Origin of the sequence: Aromatoleum toluolicum (assembly GCF_012911005.2) — a bacterium.
Taxonomy (GTDB): Bacteria; Pseudomonadota; Gammaproteobacteria; order Burkholderiales; family Rhodocyclaceae; genus Aromatoleum; species Aromatoleum toluolicum.
In genome coordinates, this window is sequence record NZ_WTVS01000029.1 from 38,716 (window position 1) to 58,304 (window position 19,589).

Genomic DNA, 19,589 nt, shown 5'->3' on the forward strand with positions numbered 1-19,589 from the left:
CCCACACTCACTCGCCGACGACGACGGCGCCCTTCATCTCGGGATGCGGACCGCAGCGGTACTCGAAACGCCCGGCCTGCGGAAAGGTGCGCGACCATTTCTCGCCAGGAAAGAAGCGCTCGGACTCTTCGCCGCTCGCTTCGAACAATACCGAATGGCTGGTCCGTTTCTCGTGATTGACCCAGATGACCGTGTCGCCCGCCCGGATTTCGACCACGGCGGGCGAGTACTTGTAGTCAAGGATGGACACTTCATGTTCGGCAGCGCAGGCGATACTGGTCTGCAACGTTCCGAGCAGGGCGACCACGGCCGCCGCGTTGGTCTTGAGACGCACGATCATCCCTCGCAAAGGTGCTTGTCGAACGGAACGAAGCCGCCGCCTCCGCGGACGGAGGAAGGCGGCTTCGGTCAGAGGGGCGCGAGCGCCTCACTTCGCCGCGGTGATGTCGGCGCTGGTGTCGATGCCGAGCTTGTAGCCAAGCGAAACGTGATGGAAGCGACCGGCGGCGCTGTCGTCGTGGATCGCGAAGCCGAAGTTATACGTCTTGCCCGATTCGAGGGCGACATCGCCTTCCCCGCCCGCCAGCTTGCGTGCGAACACGACCGTCCAGGTGTCGCCGTCGAGTTTGCCGTCGGCACTCACGAGCGCTTGACCGCCTTCCATTACACGCTTGTCGGCGACATAGCCGTTGAAGCCTTTCTTCTCCCCGCTGCGCCACTGGTACAGGTCGTAGAACTTGCCGTCCGCCAGCGATCCGCCCTTGACGTATTTCAGCTTGGTCTCGGCGGCGCCCGGCATGGTGCGCGAGTCGACGTGGCAGGTGGACCAGCAGCCGCCGAGGTCCGCGAGTTCGACCTTGCCGCCGGCTTCCAGCATGAAGGCGACCTTGACCGGGTTCTTCGCATCCATCTTCGCTGCGCCGGAGGCGGGCGGCTGCTTCCACGAGAAGCGCACGTACAGGTTGTCCGCGTCACGCGCGGCCTGGACCTTGACCGGAATGGCAGGGGCCTTGCCGGCGATCGGAGTCGGCTCGATCTTCTGCCCGCTCGCCATCTTCTTGCCCATGTCGGTCGTTTCCGAATGGTGGCAGTCCGCGCAGGTTTCACCCTTCTTCATGCCACGCGCGCCGCCGTGGTCGGTACCCTTGGTGATCCACTCGATCGGGGACACGCCGGGATAGAACACGGTGATGTCCTTCGCGGGGACCTTGCTCCAGTCGGGGGCTGCAGCCATCGCGGCGCCGGTCATGCCAGCCAGGAGTGCGCCGACAAGGCCGGCAGTTATCGTTTTCTTCATCGTCGATTCCTCAGTTGATTCAGTCGGAGGCCTGTGCCGCGGGCGGCTTACAGGTCGTCTTCCTCGGTCATCCCTTCGGGCTTCGTGTGGGCAATGCCTTTGTGGCAGTCGATGCAGGTCATGTTGTCCTCGCGCGCCATGTCGTGCTGCTTGCGCGCCCGCTGTTTCTGCGAGTCGGCATTCATGCTCTCGAGGCTGTGGCAGTTGCGGCACTCGCGCGAGTCGGCCGCTTTCATCCGCTTCCACTCGTTGCGGGCGAGTTCGAGGCGCTTGGCCGCAAACTTCTCGGGCGTATCGATGGTGCCGGTCAGCTTGCCCCAGACTTCCTTCGAGGCCTGCACCTTGCGGACCATCTTGTGCGTCCAGTCCTTCGGCACATGGCAGTCGGGGCAGGTCGCACGCACCCCGGTGCGGTTCGAGTAGTGGATGGTCTTCTTGTATTCCTGATACACGTTGTCGTGCATTTCGTGGCACGAGATGCAGAAGGCCTCCGTGTTGGTCGCTTCGAGCACGGTGTTGAAACCGCCCCAGAAGAGCACGCCGATCGCGAATCCCGCGATCAGGAGACCCCCGAACGAATACCTCGCGCTCGGGCGGCGCAATGACGCCCAGAATCCCTTACGTCCTTCCGGCAGCTTGTCGTCTTTGTCTGTCATGACACTTCTTTCTCCCTTCCCTGCCCCCGCGCACGAGGCGCGGGGGACTCAGCAGGCGACCGGAGAACCGATCAATAAACGTCGTGCATCGTGTTGAAGACGTTGAACTTGCCCGTCGGCGTGACGATTGCCGGGTCGGTGATGACCTTCTTCAGCTTGAGGGTCTTGTCGTCGTAGATGACGATCGCCGACTGATCGGTCTTGCCGCCCCACAGCGAGATCCACACCTCGTTCCCGGCCTCGTTGTACTCGGGGTGCGTTGCGCGGCGAATTGCCTTGCTTTCCGGCAAACCCGAATCCTTGGCCACGTCGAGACGAGCCGGCGCCTTGTTCAGGTCCTTGAGGTCATAGACATATACCGACTCGGCGATCTCCCGCTCGGGGTTCATCGGGGCGTCGGCCCACAGGTGCGTGGACTTCGGGTGCGTCTTGACGAACAGGTTGCCCGCGCCCGGCATCTTCAGCTCCTGCACGACCTTCCAGTTCTTGTCCTTGTGCTTGGCGTGCTTGGGGTCATCCGAGGCCGTCGAGATCACCGAGATCACGTCGGCACCGAGGTGGCCCGTCGTCCACACGGGGCCGAACTGCGGGTGCATGAAGTTCGCGCCACGGCCCGGATGCGGGATCTTCGCCGTATCTACCAGCGCGGCGAGCTTGCCGGTCTTCGTGTCGACCGCTGCGACCTTGTTCGACGCGTTGGCGGCGACCATGAAGTAGCGCTTCGAAACGTCCCAGCCGCCGTCATGCAGGAACTTGGCGGACTCGATCGTCGTGGACTTCAGGTTCTTGATGTCGGTGTAGTCGACCAGCATGATCTGGCCGGTTTCCTTCACGTTCACGACCCACTCGGGCTTGATGTGCGAAGCGACAATCGACGCGACGCGCGGTTCCGGGTGGTACTCGCCGTCGACCGTCTGGCCGCGGGTGGAGACGATCTTGATCGGCTCCAGGGTCTCGCCGTCCATGATCGAGAACTGGGGCGGCCAGTAGGTGCCGCCGATCAGGTACTTGTCCTCGAAGCCCTTGAACTTCGACGTATCGACCGAACGCGCGTCCGAACCGAGGCGCACCGTCGCAACGGTCTTCGGATCCTCGTACCACATATCGATGATGGTGGTCAGGCCGTCGCGGCCGACCGTATACACGTAGCGGCCGGATGCCGACAGCCTCGAGATATGCACCGCGTAGCCGGTGTCGAGCACTTTCCAGATCTTGTGCGTGTCGCCGTCGATCAGCGCGAGCTTGCCGGCATCGCGCAGCGTCACCGCGAACACGTTCTTCAGGTTGATGTTGTTCATCTGCTTCTTCGGACGCTCGGCAACCGGAACGATCAACTTCCAGCTGTCCTTCATGTCCTTGAGCGAGAACTCGGGCGGCACGTCCGGCGTCTGCTGGATGTACCGCGCCATCATGTTGATCTCGTCCTTGGTCAGGATGTCGTCGTAGTTGACCATCCCGCCTTCGGTGCCGTAGGAGATGATCTTCTCGAGCCGGGCAGTGCCGAGCTTGAGCGTGCCGCCTTCGAGTTTGGTGCCATCGGCCGCGGTCTTGGCCCAGTGGGGTTCGAGGTTCTTGCCCGTCGCCCCCTTGCGCAAGACGCCGTGACAACCGGCACAGCGCTCGAAATAGATCTGCTTTGCCTTCGTTTTTTCGTCGGCAGTCATTTCAGGAGCTGACTGCGCCCACGCCGCGCCGACTGCCATCGGCAGCAGCGCCAGAGCCAGGGTCTTTCCGATCCAATTATGGTTTTGCACCTTTCTCTCCTTAAGCGACACGGAATGTCAAACAACTGGCGCGGAGTATTGACCTGATGACTTTGGGGATCTTTGATGTGTCTTAAATTTCCCCAGACGGTGCGGGGATATAGACATTCGACATACGTGCGGATGCGCTCCGACCGTTGGTCGAAGGGAACATGACGGCATCGCCGCCAGGCGGACGGAAAGGGATTCAGCCCGCGTCGCGGATGCGCAGGCCGGTCTTCTTCAGGATCGCGGAAGAGAAGAGCACGTCGCGGGCGCGACACGTGGCGGGGAAACGCGATTCGAGGCGGGCGGCGATGTCCTCGATCTGTTCACGCACGGCGTCGTGACTGCGGCCATGCACCATCGCGAACAGGTTGTACGGCCAGTCCGGCAGACGGCGGGGACGGCGATAGCAGTGCGTGACGGCGGAGAGCGCACCAAGCCATTCGCCGACCGCCTCGATCGCCGCGTCATCGATGTCCCACACGCTCATGCCATTGGCCGTATAGCCGATCGCGTAGTGGTTCGGCACGGCCCCGATGCGCCGGATCACGCCCCGCTCGAGCATGGAGCCGATGCGTGCGAGCAGCTCCTCGGGCGGGATGCCCAGTTCGCCAGCGACCGCGCCCCAGGGGTCGGGAACCAGCGGCAGACCGCCCTGGGTCGCGACGATGATGCGCCGTTCGAGCTCGTCGGCAGCCACGTCCGTCATGCCTCCAGCTTCATTTCGACGAAGTACTCGCGTTCCTTCGGAAAGAGGAACACGGGCAGCCCCGTTGCGGCTTCGATGCGCCCGGCGCAGTCGGCGATGCCGTCGGGACGCTCGGTCGCGAGCACGAACCACATATTGAGGGCGTGCACGCGCCGGTAATTGTGGGCGACTTCGGCGAACGCGTTGACCTGCGCGGCGACATGTTCGAAGACGTCGTCGGGAACGCTCATTGCAGCCAGGCAGAACGCGCCGCCGATGCGTTCGATCTGGAACATCGGGCCGAAACGGGTCAACACGCGCGCATCGAGCAGACGCTGCAGGCGCACGAGGACCTCTTCCTCCGTGAGACCCAGGCGCAGGCCGACCTCGGCAAAGGGCTGGCGGGAAAGCGGAAAATCGCCCTGCAATGCGTTGATCAGCGCACGATCGATGTCATCCAGCGCAACGGGACCGTCGGCGGGCGTGCGGCGACCGCTCATGCGTCCGCATCCGTCAGGTAACAGGCGCCCTGCTGCTTGAAGCGACGGCAGCTGAAGAGCACCTCGTGCGCCCAGCGATCCAGGCCGAGGCGACCGGCGATGTCGTCACGGGTCGCGCACACGGCTTCGCGCGAGCGTCCGTGGATCATGCAGAAGAGGTTGTAGCGCCACCCCGGCAGCGCGCGGCGACGGCGATAGCACAGGGTGACAGCGGGCTCGGTTGCGAGCAGGCGGCCGAGCCGGCTGACCTCCTCGTCCGGAACGTCCCATACGCACATCGCGTTGGCACGAAAGCCCAGTTCATGATGCCGCACGACGATGCCGAAGCGCTTGACGATACCGTCGGCGAGCCAGCGTTCGATCAGCTCGAAGACCATCCCCTCGCTGATCCCGGCCTTGCGCCCCAACGCGTCGAAAGGACGCGCTTCCAGCGGCAGCCCTTCCTGCAGCGCATGCATGAGCGCACGCTCCAGCCCGGGCAGCGCACAGGCCGCCTCGGGGGGCGGCTGTGCGGGCGCGGCCTCCTTGCCTGCCGCCCGCGCAGTGGCACCGCCGGCCAGATCGAAGCCGAGATCGATGTGGAACTCCTCTTCCAGCGGCAGCACAATCACCGGGCAGCCGGTGTCGTGCTCGATTCCGGCGACGATCTCGCGCAGCCGTCCCTGCGACGCCGCGGTGACGACGAACCAGAGGTTGTAGGCGTGCTCGCGCTGGTAGTTGTGGTTGACCTCGGCGACGGCGCTCACGCGTGCGGCAATCTCCTCTAGCCGTTCCGCGGGCGCGACGAGGGCGGCAAGGGCGCTCGAACCGATGCGCCGCGGCGCAAACACGGCGCCGACACGGCTGACGACGCCCGAAGCCTGCCAGGCTCGCAGCGCATGCAGCGCCTCGTCCTCGCCAAGACCGCATTCCGCCGCGATCGCGGCGAACGGTCGCGAGACGAGCGGAAATGTGCGCTGGTATTCGTTGAGGAGACGGAAGGTGCCCGAGCCGACCGCGGCGCCGGGAATCCCCGCGGCGGCAAGATCTACGATGCGCGCGCCGTGACAGCTCATCTCAGAATCCCGTGCGGAACGCGCGGCTGGTGAAGAAGATGCCGCTCGGGCTCGCGGCGGGCAGCTCCGCCAGCTTGCGGCGAGTACCGGTATCGTAGATCACGACCCTGTTGTCGTCCCGCGCCGAGATCCACACCGCCTCGCCCTTGGGCGTGAACTCCAGGTGCAGGATCGCCCGGCCGGGCTGGAAGGTGTCGACGAGGCGGTTCGTGTAGGTATCGATGACCTGCATCCAGCCGTTGTCGGGAAAGGCGAAATTCACCCACACCTCGCGCCCGTCCGGCCGCGCCATCACGAACACGGGCTGACTCTTGACCGGGATGCGCGCGACCTCCTTCCAGCTCCCGAGCTCGACGACGAGCACTTCATGGCGACCGATTGCCGGCAGGTACGCGCGTCCGGCAGCCACCGCCCAGCCGCGCAGGTGGGGCATCTTGTATACGGGCAAGGCCTGCTCGCCACGGCCGTAGCCGGGCAGGATGGTGCGCACGCCCTGCGCCGGCTGCCACAAGTCTAGCATCGAGAGACCGTCCTCGCCGAAGAGGCCGGCGATGTAGTAGCGGCCGTCAGGCGTCACGAGCGCATCGTAGGGCTGCTTGCCGGCAGGATAGCGCTCGGTCTTCGGGTTCTTCGGATCGGACAGGTCGGTGACGCGGATCTCGTTCGCATCGAACAACGAATAGATGAACCGGTTCCCCGGCAGATCCGCGAGCCCGACGACCTTCGACCGCTTGCCCTCGGTGCCGTAATCGGCCGGCACGTCGGCGACGAGCTCCAGCGTGGCGGCATCGAAGGCCTTGATGCCGCCCGGCTCGTAATTCTGCGCCACCACCAGACGACCGTCCTGCGAGACCGCGCCGCCGATCGAATTGCCGGCCTGCACGACGCGTCCGGCAATCGTGGCGGTCAGCAGGTCGACCTTGGTGAGCCCGCCATCACGCCCGAAAACATACGCGTAGCGGCCGTCACGCGAGAAGACCACCGACGCGTGCGACAGGTCGCCGAGGCCCGACACCTGCGCAAGCGACTTGCGGCCGGAGGTCTCGATCACCTGCACCTGCCCCGTCGCGCGCTCGATCACCACCCCGAGGTCACCGGTGCCGCGCAGCGTCGGCTGCGGCGTCGCACACGCCGAGAGGAGCAGGACCGGGACGACCCACCACATGTATTTCACGATCAGGTGCAGCATTTGATCCTCATCTCATATCGAGCCGCACGGACGACGAAAACCCCGCTCAGCGCGAGGCGCCGGGATCCGCCGGAAATCCTTCGGCAAGCCGGTCCACGATCCACGCGGCCTCGTCTTCCGCGACGATGCCGCGAAACGGCGGCATCGGCGTGCCGGGGCGACCGCCCAGGATCGTCGCGACGAGGCCCTCGCGTGGCTTGTCGCGCAGGGCCGGGGCCGTCAGCGCAGGCCCCAATCCGCCCTGCAGGGTCAGGCCATGACAGGAACCGCAATCCTGGCGCACCAGATGCACCAGTTCGCGGATACGTTGGGGCTGCAACTGCGGGGACGCATCCTGCGCTGCAGCCGGCAATCCCGCGACCATTGCGACAAATGCCAGGAAAACCGCCCGATACGCCCCATGCGACACGCCGCCACCCCCAGTATTGAATCCTCCGCCCCGTCATGCACCGCGACACGTCCGCGATGCCCGAACATGCGACGGCGCGACAAGTATCAAGCACACAGCATTCTGCGCTCCTTGATATCGGTTAATTTCCCGGACGGCGAGTAGGGATACAGTGTCGGCGCGAATCAGCTGATTGCCACACAAGAACCAGCCGCGCTGGTACGTCGGCGCGGCGTCCTGGAGAGCCATCCATGAGCATGCACAATCGCGTCGCCGACCCCAGGCAGTGCAGCGCGGGCGGCGCGTCGCGCCCGACCGGCAAAGTGTATCTGGTGGGAGCCGGCCCCGGCGACCCGGACTTGCTCACACTCAAGGCGGCACGCCTGATCGGCAGCGCCGACGTCGTCGTGTACGACCACCTCGTCGGCGACGGCGTCCTCGCGCTGGTCAACCGCAACGCCCGCATGATCTATGTCGGCAAGGAGGCCGGCAATCATTCGCTGCCTCAGGATCAGATCAACGACCTCCTGGTCGAGCTCGCGCGCACCGGCCTCGACGTGGTGCGCCTCAAGGGCGGCGACCCCTTCATGTTCGGCCGCGGCGGCGAGGAGATGGAAGAACTGCTCGATCACGGCGTCTCGTGCGAAGTCGTGCCCGGCATCACGGCGGCCTGCGGCATCTCCGCCTGTACCGGCATGCCGCTCACGCATCGCGATCATGCGCGGTCGGTGATCTTCACGACCGGCCACCTCAAGGACGGCACGGTGAACCTCGACTGGCCTGCCCTGGCGCGGCCCAACCAGACGGTCGTGATCTACATGGGTCTCGGCGCGCTCGACATCATCTGCCGCGAACTCATCGCCCACAGCCTGCCCGGCGACACGCCCGCCGCCGTCGTGCATGCCGGCACCACGGAACGGCAAACCGTCCTCACGGACCGGCTCGACCGGCTCGCAGCCTCAGTCACACGCGCCCGGCTCAAGTCGCCGGCGCTGATCATGATCGGCTCGATCGTTTCGCTCCATGCGCTGCTCGGCAAGGAACGCCAAACGGAAGAACTTGCGCTGACGGCATGAGCACCCGTCGATAACGTACTTGGCCGATCCTCGTGCACAAGTACTTTCCTGAAAGGAGATAGGTCATGAGCATGAAGAGTAACTGGATCACCGGTGCATTCCTCGTCGCCAGCCTGCCGCTGGCCATCTCGCAAGCCTTCGCCCAGGGCACCGACAAGCACGTGGAGGACACCGAGGCCAAGTACCACGCCGGCGGCTCGCCGCTCGCCGATGTGGATTTGTACAAGGACACCAATCCCGACGCTCCCAAGATGAGCAAGGCCGAATTCGACAAGGCCCGCAACATCTACTTCCAGCGCTGTGCCGGCTGTCACGGCGTGCTGCGCAAGGGCGCAACCGGCAAGCCGCTCACCCCGGACATCACGCTGCCGCGCGGTACCGAATACCTCAAGGTCTTCATCAAGTACGGCTCGCCGGCGGGCATGCCGAACTGGGGCACGTCAGGCGAACTCACCGACGACGAAGTCGACCTGATGGCCCGCTATATCCAGCAGACGGCGCCGACCCCGCCCGAATTCGGCATGCCCGAGATGAAGAACACATGGAAGGTCATCGTCCCGCCGGCGCAACGGCCGACGAAGAAGATGAACAACTACAACATCGCCAACATCTTCTCGACCACGCTGCGCGACAGCGGTGAAGTCGCGCTGATCGACGGCGACACGAAGAAGATCATCAACATCGTCAAGACCGGCTATGCCGTGCATATCTCCCGCATCTCGGCTTCGGGGCGCTATCTCTTCGTGATCGGTCGCGACGCACGCGTCAATATGATCGACATGTGGATGGAGAAACCCGACAACGTCGCCGAAATCCGCATCGGTCTCGAAGCGCGTTCGGTGGACACGTCCAAGTTCAAGGGCTACGAGGACAAGCTGGCGATTGCGGGCGCCTACTGGCCGCCGCAGTTCGTCATCATGAACGGCGACACGCTCGAACCGCTCAAGATCGTGTCGACCCGCGGCCTCACCGTCGACACGCAGGAATACCACCCCGAGCCGCGCGTGGCCTCGATCGTCGCCTCGCACTTCAAGCCCGAGTTCGTCGTGAACGTGAAGGAAACGGGCAAGACGCTGATGGTCGACTACTCCGACATCACCAACCTGAAGATGACCGAGATCGGCTCGGCGCGCTTCCTGCACGACGGCGGCTGGGACCTGTCGAAGCGCTACTTCTTGGTGGCCGCGAACCAGTCCAACAAGATCGCCGCGATCGACGCCAAGGAAGGCAAGCTCGCCGGCATGGTCGAAGTGGGCAAGATCCCGCACCCCGGCCGCGGCGCCAACTTCGTCCATCCGAAGTACGGCCCGGTGTGGGCGACCGGCCATCTCGGCGACGAAACGATCGCCCTCGTCGGGACCGACCCGAAGGGCCACAAGCAGTACGCATGGAAGCTCGTAGAAAACCTGAAGAGCCAGGGCGGCGGCTCCCTGTTCATCAAGACCCATCCGAAGTCGAACCACCTGTACGTGGATAACCCGCTGCATCCGGAGGCCAAGGTCAGCCAGTCGGTAGCCGTCTATGACCTGAAGAACCTGCAGGCCGGCTACAAGGTCCTGCCGATCGGCGAATGGGCCGGTCTCAAGGACGACGGCGCCAAGCGCGTCGTGCAGCCGGAGTACAACAAGGACGGCAACGAGGTGTGGTTCTCGGTATGGTCGGCAAAGGACAAGGAATCGGCGATCGTCGTCGTCGATGACAAGACCCTGCAGCTGAAGACCGTGATCAAGGATCCCAAACTGATCACGCCGACTGGCCACTTCAACGTGTACAACACGCAGCACGACGTGTACTGAGCGCGCCGGGCGACCCGTCCGCCCCGTGCCGCAACGCCTACGGCCAGCCTTGCGCTGGCCTTTTCATTTTCTGCGGAAGGCTATTTTCTGAGGCGCGTGACGATGAACAGGATCACGATCGCGCCAACCACCGAGCCAACGAAGCCGGCGGGCTGGCCTGGCCGATACAGGCCGAAAAATTGTCCGCCATAGCCCGCCAGCATCGCACCGGCGATACCGAGCAGCGTCGTCATGATGATGCCCAGTCCATCCTTTCCCGGATGCAGCAGGCGGGCGATCAGTCCGGCGATGAAGCCGATGGCGATGGTAGCGATCAGGGACACCGGAAATACCTCCCTACGGTTTAGGCCCCGTCCAGGCGGCGAGGAACTCCTTCCAGTGCGGCGCGTCGATGCGCGCGAGCGACTGGCGCACCACGTCCAGCTCGGCCTCGTAGGCTGCCGTGTCGAGCTGGCCGCGCATGCGCTGGAAACCAAGATACACGAGGTAGGTGTTCACGACATCGGTCTCGCAGTAATCACGAATCTCCGCGATCCGCCCCTCCTGCCAGGCCGGCCACACCGCCGAGCCGTCCATTCCGAGCTTGCCTGGAAAACCCATCAGCTTCGCGAGCTCATCCAGCGGCGCATTCGCGCGCGGCTGGTACATCGCCAGCAGATCCATCAGGTCGAGATGGCGGCTGTGATAACGGCCGATGTAATTGTTCCACTTGAAATCGCGCGAGTCGTGGTAGTCGCCCTCGCCCTGGTCCCAGTAACGCGGCGCCGACACGCCGTGCCGCAGTCCCCGGTAGTGCAGCACCGGCAGGTCGAAGCCGCCGCCGTTCCACGATACGATCTGCGGCGTGTAGCGCTCGATGCCGTCGAAGAAGCGCTGGATGATCTCGCCCTCGCCGCTGTCCGGCTCAGACAGCGAAAACACGCGGAACTGGTTCGCGTCGCGCAGCGCGCAGGAAATCGTCACTACGCGCTGCAGGTGGTGCTGCAGGAAATCACTCCCGCCCGCGGCGCGGCGCTGCTGGAACGCGAATTCGGCGACCTCGTAGTCGCTCAGGTCCTCGGGCAGGCCATTGAGCACGCGGATGCCGGCCACGTCCGGAATGGTTTCGATATCGAATACGAGCACCGGCACTACGAGTCTCCAGAAAGATCGTCAGCCCGGGAAGACGCCCGTCGACAGATAACGGTCGCCGCGATCGCAGACGATCGAAACGATCACGGCATTCTCCAGCTGCGCGGCAAGACGCACCGCCACGTGCATCGCCCCGCCCGACGAAATGCCCGAAAAAATACCCTCTTCGCGCGCAAGCCGCCGCGTCATGTCCTCCGCATCGGCCTGGCTCACGTACTCCAGCGCATCGACGCGCGGCTTCTCGTAGATGCGCGGCATATAGGCCTCCGGCCACTTGCGGATGCCGGGAATCTGCGAGCCCTCCTCGGGCTGGCAGCCGATGATGCGGATCGCCGGATTCTTCTCCTTGAGGAAGTGCGAGCAGCCCATGATCGTGCCCGTCGTTCCCATGCTGCTGACGAAATGGGTGATACGGCCGCCCGTCTGCTCCCAGATCTCCGGGCCGGTTGCCTCGTAGTGCGCGAGCGGATTGTCCGGGTTGGCGAACTGGTCGAGGATGATGCCCCGGCCCTCGTCGCGCATGCGCTCGGCGACATCGCGCGCCATCTCCATGCCGCCTTCGCGCGGCGTCAGCACCAGCTCCGCGCCGAAGGCGCGCATCGTCTGACGACGCTCCACACTCTGGTTCTCGGGCATCACCAGGATCATGCGATAGCCGCGGATCGCCGCAGCCATTGCCAGCGCGATGCCGGTGTTGCCACTGGTCGCCTCGATCAGCGTATCGCCCGGGCGGATGTCGCCGCGCCGCTCCGCATGCACGATCATCGACAGGGCCGGGCGGTCTTTCACCGACCCCGCGGGGTTGTTGCCTTCGAGTTTGGCGAGGATCACATTGTTACGCCCCGCTCCGATGCGCTGCAGGCGCACCAGCGGAGTCTGACCCACGTAGTCATCGAGCGTCTTGAAATCCATCTTGCCTTGTTCCGGAATGGTTGGTCCGCCCCGATCTTAAGCCGCCGCCCCCCGAATCGATAACCTGCGCCACGGTATAAGCTTATAGCCCCTGCGGCGCCCGGCGGCCGCGGATCAGCGCCGGCCGATTCCGTGATACTCGAGGCCGGCACGCTTCATCGTCGCCGGGTCGTACATGTTGCGTCCGTCGAACACCACCGGATGACGCAGAAGTTCGCGGATGCGCTCGAAATCGGGGCTGCGGAATTCCTTCCACTCCGTGACGATCACCAGTGCGTCCGCCCCATCGAGCGCAGCCATGGGACGATCGACGTAACGCAGCCGCCCCTCGTCGCCGAAGATGCGACGTGCCTCGCTCATCGCCACCGGATCGTAGGCCGATACCGTCGCCCCGCGGCGGAACAGCTCCCCGATCAGCACACGGCTCGGCGCATCGCGCATGTCGTCCGTGTTGGGCTTGAACGCAAGCCCCCACAGCCCGAAATGCATTCCCGAAAGATCCGAGCCGAAGCGCGCGACGATCTTGTCCACCAGCCTCAGCTTCTGCGCCTCGTTCGCCTGCTCGACCGAGTTGAGGATCAACAGGTCGTGCCCATGCTCGCGGCCGGTGCTGACCAGCGCCTTGACGTCCTTGGGGAAGCAGGAGCCGCCATAGCCGCAGCCCGCGTACAGGAAGTGCCAGCCGATACGCGGATCCGAACCGATGCCCTGACGCACCAGTTCGATATCCGCACCGAGCACTTCGGCGAGATTCGCCAGCTCGTTCATGAAGCTGATGCGGGTCGCAAGCATCGCGTTCGCGGCGTACTTGGTCAGCTCGGCGCTGCGCACATCCATCACGAGGAGCTTCTCGTGGTTGCGCTGGAACGGCCCGTAGAGCTCACGCATCAGCACGATCGCACGCTCGTCGTTCGCGCCGACGATGATGCGGTCGGGCCGCATGAAGTCCGCGACCGCAGCGCCTTCCTTCAGAAATTCGGGGTTCGACACCACGCTGTAGGGCAGGTCGGCCCCCCTCGCCTGCAGCTCTGCCGCAATCGCCTCGCCGACCTTGTCGCCGGTGCCGACCGGAACCGTCGACTTGTCGACCACCACGCGATAACCGTCCATATGGCGGCCGATATTCCGCGCTGCCGCCAGCACGTACTGCAGGTCCGCCGACCCGTCCTCGTCCGGCGGCGTACCGACCGCGATGAACTGTATCACACCGAATTTCGCGGCGTAGGCCACGTCGGTCGTGAACGAAAGACGTCCGGCGGCGACGTTGCGCCGCACGATTTCCAGCAGGCCGGGCTCGTGGATCGGGATCCCGCCCTCCTCGAGGACACGGATCTTCGCCGGGTCGACATCGAAGCACAGCACATCGTTGCCCACATCGGCAAGGCAGGCGCCGCTGACGAGGCCCACGTACCCGGTACCGACCACGGTGATCTTCATGTCTCAACCCCACTTGCAATGAAAAACGGTCCGCATGCCGCGAACCGCCGGAAATCTCGATCAGCGCGTGGCGCTCACGGCGCGAGATCGTACTCTTCGGTACGCCGCGGCGGATAGGTCTCCCAGCCGCCGCAGGCCGGACAGCGCCACTGGAACTGCCGCGCCTTGAAGCCGCATTCGGCGCAGCGGTAACGCGCCACCCGGCGCGTATGGCCGTGGATGAGTTGTTTCACCATCTCGATGTCGCCGCGCTGCTCCGACGGTGCATGCAGCAACGCAGCCTCGAGCAGCTTGTCGAGGCCCAGCAGCGTCGGATTGCGTCGCAACTCCTCGCGCACCAGGTCATACGCGGCGCGCGAACCTTCCTTTTCCAGCTCCCAGTGGAAGACCTCGTCGAGGAGGTCCAGCGAGGCATGCCGTTCGAGCCACGAGCGCAACAAGGTCTGCCCCTGCTCGACACGACCCAGCTTCGAGTGCGCATCCATGACGCGCTCCGCAACCAGCGCGAGATAGATCGGATCCTGGCTCTCGACGCGCTTCCATACGTCGATCGCCTCCTCGTATTGCCCCTGCACCGCAAACAGATCGCCCTGGACCAGGCTTGCACGCACGCAGCGCCGATTGATCGAAAAGGCCTCGTCGAGATACTTCTGCGTTTCCTCGTACTTCGAACTCGCCAGAGCCGACGTCGCGAGTTCGCAATAGAAATTCGCCACTTCCTTGCGCCACATCAGGCTCTCGTGGTCGGGCAACGCCTTGGCTGCCTCCACGGCCTTCGCCCAGTCCTTCTCCTGCTGGTAGATCTCCAGCAGATAGCGCATGGCGAGGTCGTTGAGGCGCGAATCGCGCAACTTCGCGAACACCGCCTCGGCACGATCGAGCAGGCCGGCCTTGAGGTAGTCCTGCCCCAATTCGGCCAGCGCCTGAAGGCGCTGCTCCTCCGACAGATCCTCGCGGTCGACGAGATTCTGGTGCATGCGGATGGCGCGATCGGTCTCGCCGCGCCGGCGGAACAGGCTGCCGAGCGCGAAGTGCAGCTCGATCGTCTGGGGATCGATCTTCACCGCCTCGATGAAGGCGTCGATCGCCTTGTCCTGCTGCTCGTTGAGCAGGAAATTCAGGCCCGAGAGATAGGAACGCGGCAGCGCGCGCGACTCATGCACGACCTGACGGATGTCGATGCGCGCGGCCAGCCAGCCCAGCGCGAAAAACAACGGCAGGGCGAGAAACCACCAAAGTTCAATGTCCATCGGATTCAGAAGGTTTCCGGTGCCTGCATCTCGGGTGCAGGCGGGGCTGTGACGCCCGTGGGGGCCTGGCGATCACGCTCGGCACGGGCGAGCTGACGGCGCAGACGGCCGATCTCGCGCCGCTGGCGCAACAGCGAACCGAAGGTGGCCGTAACCCCCAGCAGCGCCCCCGCAGTGAAGGACACCAGGATCACGAACACGAGCGGCAACTGCCAGGCACTTCCGAAGAAGAACTGGAGGCCGACCAGATGGTCGTTCTTCACTGCGAAACCGAACAGCAGGAAGAACAGCAGGAAGCGGAAGAACCACATCAGGATACGCATGGGTCTGAATTATCCCCGAGCAAATGACAAAAAAGAAGGCGGCTCACGCCGCCTTCCCTGTCGATCACGAGGCAAATTCCGGAACTGCACGCTCAACCCGCGATATCCACGCGTTCGCGCAGTTCCTTGCCTGCCTTGAAATGGGGCACGTACTTCTCTGGCACGTGCACCTTGTCACCCGATTTCGGATTACGCCCGACGCGCGGCGGGCGGTAGTTCAACGCAAAGCTGCCAAACCCGCGGATCTCGATGCGATCCCCGCGCGCAAGCGCATCGGACATCGCATCGATCACCATCTTGACCGCGTAATCGGCATCCTTTGCGACGAGCTGCGGAAAACGCGCCGCGAGCCTCGCAATCAGCTCCGATTTGGTCATGACCGATCAGATTTACTGCTTCTGCTCGTTCAGCTTGGCCTTCAGCAGCGCACCCAGGTTGGTCGTACCGCTGGAGGCGGTGTCCGAAGCCAGCTTCTGCATCGCATCGCTCTGTTCGGCCTGATCCTTCGCGCGGATCGAGAGGTTGATCGAACGGGTCTTGCGATCCACGTTGATGATCATCAGCTCGAGTTCCTGACCGTCCTTGAGCACCGTCGTCAGATCGTCGACACGATGGGCGGCCGCTTCCGAAGCACGCAGGTAGCCTTCGACGTCATCGTTGAGCGCGATCACGGCGCCACGCGCGTCGACCGACTTCACGGTGCCGCGCACGAGGCTGTTCTTCTCGTGGGTGGCGATGAAGTTGGTGAAGGGATCGCCTTCCAGCTGCTTGACGCCCAGCGAGATGCGCTCGCGCTCGACGTCGATCGCCAGCACCACGGCCTCGACTTCGTCACCCTTCTTAAAGCGGCGCACAGCGTCTTCGCCCGTATCGCTCCACGACAGATCCGACAGGTGCACCAGGCCGTCGATGCCACCGTCCAGGCCGATGAACACGCCGAAGTCGGTGATCGACTTGATCTGGCCGCGGACCTTGTCACCCTTCTTGTGGTTGATCGCGAAATCGTCCCACGGGTTCGACATGCACTGCTTCATGCCCAGCGAGATGCGGCGACGATCTTCGTCGATCTCGAGGATCATCACTTCAACCTCGTCGCCCAGCTGGACAACCTTGGTCGGGTGGATGTTCTTGTTGGTCCAGTCCATTTCCGACACGTGAACCAAGCCCTCGATGCCCTGCTCGACTTCAACGAACGCGCCGTAGTCGGTGATGTTCGTGACCTTGCCGAACAGGCGGGTACCCTGCGGGTAGCGGCGTGCGATGCCCACCCACGGATCTTCGCCGAGTTGCTTGAGACCCAGCGAAACGCGGTTCTTTTCCTGATCGAACTTGAGGACCTTGGCATCGATCTCGTCGCCGACGTTGAGCACTTCCGACGGATGACGCACACGACGCCAGGCCAGATCGGTGATGTGCAGCAGGCCGTCGATGCCGCCCAGGTCGACGAACGCACCGTAGTCGGTGATGTTCTTGACGATACCCTTGACGACGGTGCCTTCCTTGAGGTTGGCCAGCAGCTTTTCGCGTTCTTCGCCCATCGTCTCCTCGAGCACCGCACGGCGGGACACGACGACGTTGTTGCGCTTGCGGTCAAGCTTGATGACCTTGAACTCGAATTCCTTGCCTTCGTACGGCGTGGTGTCCTTGACCGGACGCATGTCGACCAGCGAGCCCGGCAGGAAGGCACGGATGCTGTTGGTCATGACGGTCAGACCGCCCTTCACGCGACCCGAAATCAGGCCCTTGACCAGCGTGCCTTCGTTGAGCGCCTTCTCGAGATCGTTCCAGGCGGCGATACGCTTGGCCTTCTCGCGGGACAGGCGGGTTTCGCCGTAACCGTCTTCCAGGGCGTCGATGGCGACGTGAACGAAGTCACCGATCTGGACTTCGAGTTCACCACGGTCGTCGCGGAATTCCTCGATGGGAACGTAGCTCTCGGACTTGAGGCCGGCGTTCACGACCACGAAATTGTGGTCGATGCTGACCACCTCGGCGGTGATCACTTCGCCAGGACGCATATCCTGACGGGCCTCACTCTCGGCGAGCAGCGCGGCGAAATTTTCCATGGAATCGGAAACGGAGGAAACAGAGGTCATAAAGAGTTGAAATCCAAAAGCCACCCGAAAGCGGCCACCAGCGGTAGATTGATAAGAACGGATCGCCCCGGAATCCGGAGCCGGCGACCCACCTTCAGCGGAAACGCTCCGTCAGGAACGAACCCGGTCAAGCACAAAGCCGACGGCCTGCTCGACACCCATTTCGGTGGTATCGAGCAGCGCCGCATCCGGCAGCTTCTGCAGGGGGGCCACGGCCCGGGCGGCATCACGCGCATCCCGATCCTGAAGATCCTTTAGAAGACTTTCCATGTTAGCAGCCATTCCCTTTTCGATCAACTGCTTATAGCGGCGCTCGGCGCGCGCCTGCGCCGTTGCCGTCAGGAATATCTTGGTGCCGGCATCGGGGAATACCACGGACCCCATATCCCGCCCCTCGGCAACCAGCCCGGGCGCATGACGGTATTCGCGCTGCCGGTCGAGCAAGGCTGCGCGCACTTCCGCCAGCACCGCCACTTTCGAAGCGCCGACTGAGGCTTCCTCGGTCCGGATTGCGTCCGTCACATCTTCGCCACCGAGGAACACGCGCCCCTCGGCAAAGCGCGCCGGCAACGTGGCGGCCAAACCCGCAAGGCCGGACTCGTCGTCGAACGACACCCCCGCCCGCATCGCGGCGAGGGCGACCAGGCGATACAGGGAGCCGCTATCGAGACAGTGATAGCCGAGCGCTTCGGCCACCCGCGCCGCAACCGTGCCCTTGCCTGAAGCCGAAGGCCCGTCGATCGCGACGACCGGCACCGGGCGGGTAACCTCGGCGAAGCGCTCGAAGTAGGTCGGGAAGGTCTTGTTCACGCACTTCGGATCGTTGATTCGCACGCGACAATCACCCAGCGACACGAGTGAGAAGCACATCGCCATGCGGTGGTCGTCATAGGTATCGATCGCGGCGGGGGTCAGCCGCGCGGGCGGCGTCACGCACAGGTAGTCGGCGCCCTCCTCGACCCCGGCGCCGACCTTGCGCAGTTCGTTCGCCATCGCCGCGATGCGGTCGGTCTCCTTGACCCGCCAGCTTGCGATGTTGCGCAGGCGGCAAGGGCCATCGGCAAAGAGGGCGGCAACCGCCAGGGTCATCGCCGCATCGGGGATGTGGTTGAGGTCGAGATCGAAGGCCTTCAGACGCCCCCCCTCGGGACCGCGCGCCTCGATCCAGTTGTCGCCCATATCGATGCGGCAGCCGAGTTGCCCGAGGGCCTCGGCGAAACGCACATCCCCCTGGATGCTGCTGCGTCCGACCCCCTCCACGCGCACCGGCCCGCCGCCGATCGCCCCCGCAGCGAGGAAATACGACGCCGACGAGGCATCCCCTTCGACGAAAACGACACCGGGACTGCGATAGCGGACACCGCCCGGCACGGTGAAACGCTCCCAGCCCTGACGCTCGACAACGACGCCGAAGCGCGCCATCAGGTCGAGCGTGATGCCGATGTAGGGTTTCGAGATGAGCTCGCCCACAACCTCGACCGTGGTCGCGACGCCGGTCAGCGGCAGCGCCATCAGCAGGGCCGTCAGGAACTGGCTCGACACGTCGCCGCGCACGCGCACGACGCCACCCGGGCGGATCGCAGCCGGACGAATGTGCAGCGGAGGGAAACCTTCGTTGCCGGTGTAGCGGATATCTGCGCCGATCTGTCGCAGGCCATCCACGAGGTCGCCGATCGGGCGTTCGTGCATGCGTGGCACACCCGACAGCCGGTACTCGCCCCCGGACAGCGCCAGTGCGGCGGTCAATGGACGGAACGCGGTCCCTGCGTTGCCGAGAAACAGGTCCGCGAGCCTCACCGGGAAGGGGCCGCCAACGCCGCGCACGCGATAATTATCGCTTTCGCCGTCACGCGACCATTCGACGCCGAGCGCCCGCAACGCCTCGAGCATGCGCTCGACGTCGTCCGACGCGAGCAGATCGCGGATGTCGGTTTCGCCCTCGGCCAGCGCCGCCAGCAGGAGCGTACGGTTTGAGATGCTCTTGGACCCGGGCAGGCGAACGCGCCCGCTCGCGCCAAGCAGCGGCGGCAAATCAAGAAATTCCATG

General features: G+C 64.4%; 20 protein-coding genes. 2 read left to right on the top strand and 18 right to left on the bottom strand.

Features of this window, described 5'->3' with window-relative positions; genetic code table 11:
• Nucleotides 1-7: 7 nt before the first annotated feature.
• The 9 genes from GPA27_RS14720 to GPA27_RS14760 form a co-directional block, all read right to left on the bottom strand.
• Nucleotides 8-334: a cupredoxin domain-containing protein gene (locus GPA27_RS14720; protein ID WP_373322763.1), complete on the bottom strand. Its 327-nt coding sequence runs from the start codon at nt 332-334 to the stop codon at nt 8-10.
• 93 nt (nt 335-427) lie between these two features.
• The gene (locus GPA27_RS14725; RefSeq protein ID WP_169141365.1) at nt 428-1,297 is read right to left on the bottom strand and encodes an ethylbenzene dehydrogenase-related protein; all 870 of its coding nucleotides are present in this window, start codon (nt 1,295-1,297) and stop codon (nt 428-430) included.
• Nucleotides 1,298-1,344: 47 nt separating this feature from the next.
• Nucleotides 1,345-1,953: a NapC/NirT family cytochrome c gene (locus GPA27_RS14730; RefSeq protein ID WP_169141366.1), complete on the bottom strand. Its 609-nt coding sequence runs from the start codon at nt 1,951-1,953 to the stop codon at nt 1,345-1,347.
• A gap of 71 nt (nt 1,954-2,024) precedes the next feature.
• Nucleotides 2,025-3,656: a nitrite reductase gene (locus GPA27_RS14735; protein WP_211165014.1), complete on the bottom strand. Its 1,632-nt coding sequence runs from the start codon at nt 3,654-3,656 to the stop codon at nt 2,025-2,027.
• 247 nt (nt 3,657-3,903) lie between these two features.
• Entirely contained in the window at nt 3,904-4,410 is a 507-nt protein-coding gene (gene ahbB / locus GPA27_RS14740) for a siroheme decarboxylase subunit beta (RefSeq protein WP_169141368.1), read from the bottom strand.
• On the bottom strand, nt 4,407-4,889 hold the full coding sequence (locus tag GPA27_RS14745; protein ID WP_169141369.1) for an Lrp/AsnC family transcriptional regulator: 483 nt from the start codon (nt 4,887-4,889) through the stop codon (nt 4,407-4,409). Before GPA27_RS14745 ends, ahbB (GPA27_RS14740) begins: the two co-directional genes overlap by 4 nt.
• Nucleotides 4,886-5,944 (bottom strand): siroheme decarboxylase subunit beta, encoded by a 1,059-nt coding sequence (ahbB, locus tag GPA27_RS14750; RefSeq protein ID WP_169141370.1) that lies wholly within the window; start codon nt 5,942-5,944, stop codon nt 4,886-4,888. Before ahbB (GPA27_RS14750) ends, GPA27_RS14745 begins: the two co-directional genes overlap by 4 nt.
• Before the next feature lies 1 nt (nt 5,945).
• Nucleotides 5,946-7,133 carry a cytochrome D1 domain-containing protein gene (locus GPA27_RS14755; protein ID WP_169141371.1) on the bottom strand — a complete coding sequence of 396 codons (1,188 nt, stop codon included), beginning with the start codon at nt 7,131-7,133 and terminating at the stop codon, nt 5,946-5,948.
• 46 nt (nt 7,134-7,179) lie between these two features.
• Nucleotides 7,180-7,497: a c-type cytochrome gene (locus tag GPA27_RS14760; RefSeq protein WP_169141372.1), complete on the bottom strand. Its 318-nt coding sequence runs from the start codon at nt 7,495-7,497 to the stop codon at nt 7,180-7,182.
• A gap of 275 nt (nt 7,498-7,772) precedes the next feature.
• Between GPA27_RS14760 and cobA the strand changes: the two genes are divergently transcribed.
• On the top strand, nt 7,773-8,597 hold the full coding sequence (cobA, locus tag GPA27_RS14765) for a uroporphyrinogen-III C-methyltransferase (RefSeq protein WP_169141373.1): 825 nt from the start codon (nt 7,773-7,775) through the stop codon (nt 8,595-8,597).
• 65 nt (nt 8,598-8,662) lie between these two features.
• On the top strand, nt 8,663-10,393 hold the full coding sequence (locus tag GPA27_RS14770; protein ID WP_211165011.1) for a nitrite reductase: 1,731 nt from the start codon (nt 8,663-8,665) through the stop codon (nt 10,391-10,393).
• A gap of 80 nt (nt 10,394-10,473) precedes the next feature.
• Here the strand turns inward: GPA27_RS14770 and GPA27_RS14775 are convergent, their stop codons facing one another.
• The 9 genes from GPA27_RS14775 to GPA27_RS14815 all read right to left on the bottom strand — a co-directional run bounded on the left by GPA27_RS14775 (nt 10,474) and on the right by GPA27_RS14815 (nt 19,588).
• Complete coding sequence (locus GPA27_RS14775) at nt 10,474-10,716, bottom strand: GlsB/YeaQ/YmgE family stress response membrane protein (protein ID WP_169141374.1); 243 nt, start codon at nt 10,714-10,716, stop codon at nt 10,474-10,476.
• A 13-nt stretch (nt 10,717-10,729) separates the two neighbouring features.
• Nucleotides 10,730-11,524: a 3'-5' exonuclease gene (locus GPA27_RS14780; protein ID WP_169141375.1), complete on the bottom strand. Its 795-nt coding sequence runs from the start codon at nt 11,522-11,524 to the stop codon at nt 10,730-10,732.
• A gap of 21 nt (nt 11,525-11,545) precedes the next feature.
• On the bottom strand, nt 11,546-12,436 hold the full coding sequence (gene cysM / locus GPA27_RS14785) for a cysteine synthase CysM (protein ID WP_169141376.1): 891 nt from the start codon (nt 12,434-12,436) through the stop codon (nt 11,546-11,548).
• 114 nt (nt 12,437-12,550) lie between these two features.
• Nucleotides 12,551-13,873: a UDP-glucose dehydrogenase family protein gene (locus GPA27_RS14790; RefSeq protein WP_169141377.1), complete on the bottom strand. Its 1,323-nt coding sequence runs from the start codon at nt 13,871-13,873 to the stop codon at nt 12,551-12,553.
• 74 nt (nt 13,874-13,947) lie between these two features.
• Nucleotides 13,948-15,123 (bottom strand): lipopolysaccharide assembly protein LapB, encoded by a 1,176-nt coding sequence (lapB, locus tag GPA27_RS14795; RefSeq protein ID WP_169141378.1) that lies wholly within the window; start codon nt 15,121-15,123, stop codon nt 13,948-13,950.
• Between the two features lie 5 nt (nt 15,124-15,128).
• Entirely contained in the window at nt 15,129-15,446 is a 318-nt protein-coding gene (locus tag GPA27_RS14800; RefSeq protein ID WP_169141379.1) for a LapA family protein, read from the bottom strand.
• Nucleotides 15,447-15,538: 92 nt separating this feature from the next.
• Nucleotides 15,539-15,823: an integration host factor subunit beta gene (locus GPA27_RS14805; RefSeq protein ID WP_015437141.1), complete on the bottom strand. Its 285-nt coding sequence runs from the start codon at nt 15,821-15,823 to the stop codon at nt 15,539-15,541.
• Between the two features lie 12 nt (nt 15,824-15,835).
• Nucleotides 15,836-17,512, bottom strand: coding sequence for a 30S ribosomal protein S1 (gene rpsA, locus GPA27_RS14810; protein ID WP_169141380.1), 1,677 nt, complete (start codon nt 17,510-17,512; stop codon nt 15,836-15,838).
• A gap of 141 nt (nt 17,513-17,653) precedes the next feature.
• Nucleotides 17,654-19,588, bottom strand: coding sequence for a bifunctional 3-phosphoshikimate 1-carboxyvinyltransferase/cytidylate kinase (locus GPA27_RS14815; protein WP_169141381.1), 1,935 nt, complete (start codon nt 19,586-19,588; stop codon nt 17,654-17,656).
• Nucleotide 19,589 lies beyond the last annotated feature (1 nt).